The organism is Streptomyces sp. NH27, from assembly GCF_056859195.1.
In genome coordinates this window covers 1-6,234 of record NZ_JACEGK010000474.1, presented here as the reverse complement: position 1 = coordinate 6,234, position 6,234 = coordinate 1, and the positions used below count along the sequence as shown (strand labels likewise).

Here is a 6,234-nt window from a genome sequence, read left to right as displayed (position 1 = left end):
GCCGTGGCGACTCCCGCGGCCCCGCCCGAACCCGAGCCCGGGCCTGCACCCGAAACCACGCTCGCACCCGCACCCGCACCCAGACCCGCACCCGAACCCGCACCCGCACCCGTCGCCGCGTCGTGCACATTCACCGTCGTCATGACGTACTCACCGCCACCTTGTCCTTCTCCGTCTCGGGCGTCATCAGCGCCGACGCCGTACGTTCCGCCGTACCGCGCGCCCAGCGGCCGGTGGTGAGGACACCGAGCACCAGTACGGCACCGCCGCATCCGGCGATGATCCACCATGCTCCTGCGTGCAGGCCCGCGGCGAGCGCCGCACCCAGGACCGCGACGCCGAGCGCCTGGCCGACCTGGCGGCTGGTGGACGCGACCGCGGCGGCCACCCCGGCCTGGGCGCGGGGCATGCCGGACACCGCGGTGTTGGTGATCGGCGCGTTGATCAGGCCGAAGCCGATGCCGAACAGGACGTACGCGGTGAACAGTTTGGCATTGCTCGCCTCCGCGTCGAACCCGGCGAAGAGCACGCCGCTGGCGGTCATCGTGATCCCGGCGAGCACCAGCGGCAGCCGCGGCCCGCGGGCGCCGACCAGCCGGCCGGACAGCGGCGCGAAGACCAGGCACATCACGGCCATCGGCACCATGTAGAGGCCGGCGTCGAGCGCGGACAGGCCCCGGGTGTTTTGCAGGTAGAGGGTGTTGAGGAAGAGGAACCCGCCCAGCGCGGCGAAGCCGCAGACCGCGATGAGGGTGGCGCCGCCGAACGGGACGCTGCGGAAGAAGCGCACGTCGATCAGCGGGTCGAACCGGCGCCGCTCGTACCCGGCCAGCGCCGCGATCGCGGCCGCGGCGACCACGAAGCAGCCGACGATCAGCGGCGAGCCCCAGCCCGCGCCGGTGCCCTCGATGATCCCGTAGGTGAGGCTGCCGAGCAGCGCGATCACCAGCACCTGGCCGACCGGGTCGATCCGGCGGGGCCGCGGGGCGCGCGACTCGGGCACGAAGCGGGCGGTCAGCAGCAGCGCGGCCACCCCGACCGGCAGGTTGATCCAGAAGATCGAGCGCCAGCCGACGGACTCCACCAGCGCACCGCCGATGATCGGACCGGCCGCCATGCTGATGCCGATCACGCCGCCCCACACGCCGATCGCCTTGGCGCGCTCCTTGGCGTCGTCGAAGGTGTTGGTGATGATCGACATCGCCACCGGGTTGAGCATCGAGCCGCCGACCGCCTGCAACATGCGGAAGACGATCAGCCAGCTGAGGCCGGGGGCGAGGCTGCACAGCGCCGATCCGATGGTGAACACGACCAGGCCGACCTGGAAGATCCGTTTGCGCCCGATCCGGTCCGCGGTGGACCCGGACAGCAGCAGCAGCGACGCGATCACCACCAGGTAGGCGTCGATCGTCCATTGCAGGCCGGAGAGCGAGGCGTGGAAGTCCCGCTGCATCGATGGCAGCGCGACGTTCAGGATCGTGTTGTCCAGGCTGACGATCAGCAGGCTCATGCAACAGATCGCCAGGATCAGCATCCGGCGCCGGTGGGTCAGTTCGGGCATGCCGTCGCGTCCCCGCCCTCTCATCACTTGTACAAACAGAATTATTACTACTGTACAACCGAATTCATTACTGTCGTACAACCGTTTTCGGTGACCGCTCCGCCGGTACGGGACAATGGCGGCATGACCGCTGACGCCACCCTGGCCCCGCCCGCGACGGGCACCTCGGCCCCGCCCGCGACCGGCGCACTCCGGATCGGCCCGCACACCGTGTGGCCGCCGGTCGTACTCGCCCCCATGGCGGGCATCACCAACGCACCCTTTCGCACGCTGTGCCGGGAGTTCTCGGGCGGCCAGGGGCTGTTCGTCAGCGAGATGATCACCACCCGGGCGCTGGTCGAGCGCAACGAGAAGACCATGCAGCTGATCCACTTCGACGCCGCCGAGACGCCGCGCTCCATCCAGCTCTACGGGGTGGACCCGGCGACCGTCGGCAAGGCGGTGCGGATGATCGTGGCCGAGGACCTCGCCGACCACATCGACCTCAACTTCGGCTGCCCCGTGCCGAAGGTCACCCGCAAGGGCGGCGGCTCGGCCCTGCCCTTCAAACGCAACCTGCTGCGGGCGATCCTGCGCGAGGCGGTCGGCAGCGCGGCCGACCTGCCGGTCACCATCAAGATGCGCAAGGGCATCGACGACGACCACCTCACCTACCTCGACGCCGGCCGGATCGCCGTCGAGGAGGGCGTCACCGCGGTCGCGCTGCACGGCCGCACCGCCGCGCAGCACTACGGCGGCACCGCCGACTGGGACGCCATCGCCCGGCTCAAGGAGCACGTCCCGGAGATCCCCGTACTCGGCAACGGCGACATCTGGTGCGCGGACGACGCGGTGCGGATGATGCGCGAGACCGGGTGCGACGGCGTGGTGGTCGGGCGCGGCTGCCTGGGGCGCCCCTGGCTCTTCGGCGACCTCGTGGCCGCGCTCGCCTCCGGCGGGGCGGGCGAAGGCGGCGCCCCGGCCACGCCCGGTTTCGGGCAGGTCGCCGCGGTCATGCTGCGGCACGCCGAACTCCTCGGGCAGTGGATCGGCGACGAGACGCGCGGCGTGGTCGACTTCCGTAAGCATGTGCCCTGGTACACCAAGGGGTTCGCGGTCGGCTCCGACGTCCGGCGTGCCCTTGCCACGGCGTCCTCGCTGGCCGAACTCGCCGGGCTGCTCGGGTCGTTGGACCAGACGCAGTCGTGGCCGGCCCACGCGGACGGGCCGCGCGGCCGCACCGCCCCCGGCAAGCGGGTCGTCCTGCCGGACGGCTGGCTGAACGACCCCTTCGAGTGCGCGGTCCTCACGGAGGACGCGGAGGCGGCCACGTCAGGGGGCTGACCCGGGGCGCCGGGTGCCCGCCGGCCGTCGTCGTGGCGGCCGTCGCCGCCGATCCGACGGGGCAGTTGCTGTCGCCTCCGGGCCGCCGCAGGCGGATTGACGGCCGACCGCCCGCCGATCGACGGCCGGTCGAGCGTCGACCGACGGCCGGTCGAGCGTCGACCGACGGCCGGTCGAGCGTCGACCGACGGCCAGTTGACGGCCGGTCGAGCGCTGCTCGTGTACCTACCCCACGCCCCCCTGCGGCGCCGTATACCTTCTACGTCCGAAGCATGAGACGAGGCGCCCGACGCACGCGTGAGTTGGCCCACACCTGATGCCACATTCGCTCAAATGAGCGCACATCAGAGCACCCTACTTCTCGAATGCTCGACACTGAGCGCCACCCCGGCTTCGTACACCCACCCACCGCACCCGTCACCGTGCGTGCGCGAATCGCCCGTCGCGCCTCGCACTGCGACGTCTTCCGTTCGACTCGTGAACATACGACTCGACCCCGCCGACCGGCCGCGCGCTTTGGATTAGACGGCAGACGAGCGGTTACACCCGTGTGTCGTGGTGATGGACATACTTGGACACCTTCGAGATGGGTACGCTCCCCGCCGTCAGGGCATCCAGGACGCGAGGAGTCAACGGACCCGTGTCGACAAGTGAGAAGAAGCGCAAGTACGTCTACGACTTCACTGAGGGCAACAAGGATCTCAAGGACCTACTCGGCGGGAAGGGTGCGAACCTCGCCGAGATGACCAACCTCGGTCTGCCCGTCCCTCCGGGCTTCACCATCACCACCGAGGCATGCAAGGTCTACCTGGAGTCCGGTGCGGAACCGGCCGCGCTCCGCGACGAGGTGAGTGCGCACCTCGACGCGCTGGAGCAGCGGATGGGCCGCACACTCGGCCAGCAGGACAACCCGCTGCTGGTGTCGGTGCGTTCCGGGGCGAAGTTCTCCATGCCCGGGATGATGGACACCGTCCTGAACATCGGGCTGTCGGACGCGTCGGTGGCCGGACTGGCCGCGCAGGCGGGCGGCGACGAGCGGTTCGCCTGGGACTCCTACCGGCGCCTGGTGCAGATGTTCGGCAAGACCGTGCTCGGGGTGGACGGCGACCTCTTCGAGGACGCGCTGGAGGAGGCGAAGCGGGCCAAGGGCGCCGCCAGCGACCTCGGGCTGGACGCCGCCGACCTGCGGCAACTCGTCGACGACTTCAAGGCGATCGTCGCGAAGCAGGCCGGACGGGACTTCCCGCAGGAGCCGCGCGAACAGATGGACCTGGCGATCCGGGCGGTCTTCGACTCCTGGAACACCGAGCGGGCCAAGCTCTACCGCCGCCAGGAGCGCATCCCCGGCGATCTGGGCACCGCCGTCAACGTCTGCTCGATGGTCTTCGGCAACCTCGGCCCCGACTCCGGCACCGGGGTGGCCTTCACCCGCGACCCGGCCAGCGGCCAGCAGGGCGTCTACGGCGACTACCTGCAAAACGCCCAGGGCGAGGACGTGGTGGCCGGCATCCGCAACACCGTGCCGCTCGCCGACCTGGAGACGATCGACAAGGCGTCGTACGACCAGCTCATGAAGATCATGGAGACGCTGGAGACGCACTACAAGGACCTGTGCGACATCGAGTTCACCATCGAGCGCGGGCACTTGTGGATGCTCCAGACCCGGGTCGGCAAGCGGACCGCGGCCGCCGCCTTCCGGATCGCCACCCAACTGGTGGACCAGGGGCTGATCGACGAGGCCGAGGCGCTGCAACGGGTCAACGGGGCGCAGCTCGCCCAGTTGATGTTCCCCCGGTTCGAGGACTCCGCGACCGTCGGCGCCAAGTTCCAGCGGATCGGCTGGGGCATCGCCGCCTCGCCGGGCGCGGCCGTCGGGAAGGCGGTCTTCGACTCGTACACCGCCGTGAAGTGGTCGCGGTCCGGCGAGCGGGTCATCCTGATCCGGCGCGAGACCAACCCGGACGACCTCAACGGCATGATCGCCGCCGAGGGCATCCTCACCTCGCGCGGCGGCAAGACCTCGCACGCGGCCGTGGTGGCGCGCGGGATGGGCAAGACCTGCGTGTGCGGGGCGGAGGAGTTGGAGGTCGACACCAAGCGGCGCCGGCTGACCGCACCCGGTGGCGTGGTGATAGAGGAGGGCGACCTCATCTCGATCGACGGGTCCTCCGGGAAGGTGTACGTCGGCGAGGTACCGGTGGTGCCGTCGCCGGTGGTCGAGTACTTCGAGGGCCGGATGCACGCCGGCGCCGACGAGGCCGACGAACTCGTGCAGGCGGTGCACCGGGTGATGGCGTACGCCGACCGGGTGCGGCGGCTGCGGGTGCGGGCGAACGCCGACAACGCCGAAGACGCCGCGCGTGCACGGCGGTTCGGCGCGCAGGGCATCGGGCTGTGCCGCACCGAGCACATGTTCCTGGGCGAGCGGCGGGAGTTGGTGGAACGGCTGGTGCTGGCCGACACCGAAGCCGAGCGGGAGGAGGCGCTGGGCGCGCTACTGCCGCTGCAGAAGGCCGACTTCGTGGAGCTGTTCGAGGCGATGGACGGACTGCCGGTCACCGTACGGCTGTTGGACCCGCCGCTGCACGAATTCCTGCCCGACATCACGGAGTTGTCGGTACGGGTCGCGCTCGCCGAGGCCCGCGAGGACGAGAACGAGAACGACCTGCGACTGCTCCAGGCCGTACACAAGCTGCACGAGCAGAACCCGATGCTGGGACTGCGCGGGGTGCGGCTCGGCCTGGTCATCCCCGGGCTGTTCGCGATGCAGGTGCGCGCGATCGCCGAGGCCGCCGCGCACCGCCGCTCGGTCAAGGGCGATCCGCGCCCGGAGATCATGGTCCCGCTGGTCGGCACCGTGCAGGAGTTGGAGATCGTCCGGGACGAGGCCGACGCGGTGATCGCCGAGGTCGAGGCGGCCACCGGCACGAAACTCAAGCTCTCCATCGGCACCATGATCGAGCTGCCCCGGGCCGCGCTGACCGCCGGTCAGATCGCCGAGGCCGCCGAGTTCTTCTCGTTCGGCACCAATGACCTCACCCAGACGGTGTGGGGTTTCTCCCGCGACGACGTGGAGGCGTCGTTCTTCACCGCCTACCTGGAGAAGGGCATCTTCGGGGTCTCCCCGTTCGAGACGATCGACGCCGACGGCGTGGGCGCGCTGGTCCGCTCCGCCGCCGAGGCGGGCCGCGCGGTACGCCCCGACCTCAAACTCGGCGTCTGCGGCGAGCACGGCGGCGACCCGGAGTCGGTGCACTTCTTCCACCGGGTCGGCCTCGACTATGTCTCCTGCTCGCCGTTCCGCATCCCCGTCGCCCGTCTCGAAGCGGGCCGGGCGGCGGCCCGTTGAC

Annotated in this window: 3 protein-coding genes; 2 read left to right on the top strand and 1 reads right to left on the bottom strand. The window is 70.5% G+C overall.

What is annotated here, in order from left to right:
- Window positions 1-139: 139 nt before the first annotated feature.
- Complete coding sequence (locus AC13HU_RS29625) at window positions 140-1,561, bottom strand: MFS transporter (RefSeq protein WP_483045047.1); 1,422 nt, start codon at window positions 1,559-1,561, stop codon at window positions 140-142.
- A gap of 123 nt (window positions 1,562-1,684) precedes the next feature.
- Here AC13HU_RS29625 and dusB point away from each other — a divergent pair, with 123 nt between their 5' ends.
- A complete protein-coding gene (gene dusB / locus AC13HU_RS29620) occupies window positions 1,685-2,884 on the top strand; it encodes a tRNA dihydrouridine synthase DusB (RefSeq protein WP_483045046.1) in 1,200 nt (399 codons plus the stop codon).
- 586 nt (window positions 2,885-3,470) lie between these two features.
- Window positions 3,471-6,233 carry a pyruvate, phosphate dikinase gene (gene ppdK / locus AC13HU_RS29615; protein ID WP_483045045.1) on the top strand — a complete coding sequence of 921 codons (2,763 nt, stop codon included), beginning with the start codon at window positions 3,471-3,473 and terminating at the stop codon, window positions 6,231-6,233.
- The last annotated feature ends 1 nt before the right edge of the window (window position 6,234 follow it).

What these genes read in the sequence shown, in the direction of transcription:
- AC13HU_RS29625 (WP_483045047.1), bottom strand. Translation starts at nt 1,561, where the DNA reads ATGCCCGAACTGACCCACCGGCGCCGGATGCTGATCCTGGCGATCTGT.
- dusB (WP_483045046.1), top strand. Translation starts at nt 1,685, where the DNA reads ATGACCGCTGACGCCACCCTGGCCCCGCCCGCGACGGGCACCTCGGCC.
- ppdK (WP_483045045.1), top strand. Translation starts at nt 3,471, where the DNA reads ATGGGTACGCTCCCCGCCGTCAGGGCATCCAGGACGCGAGGAGTCAAC.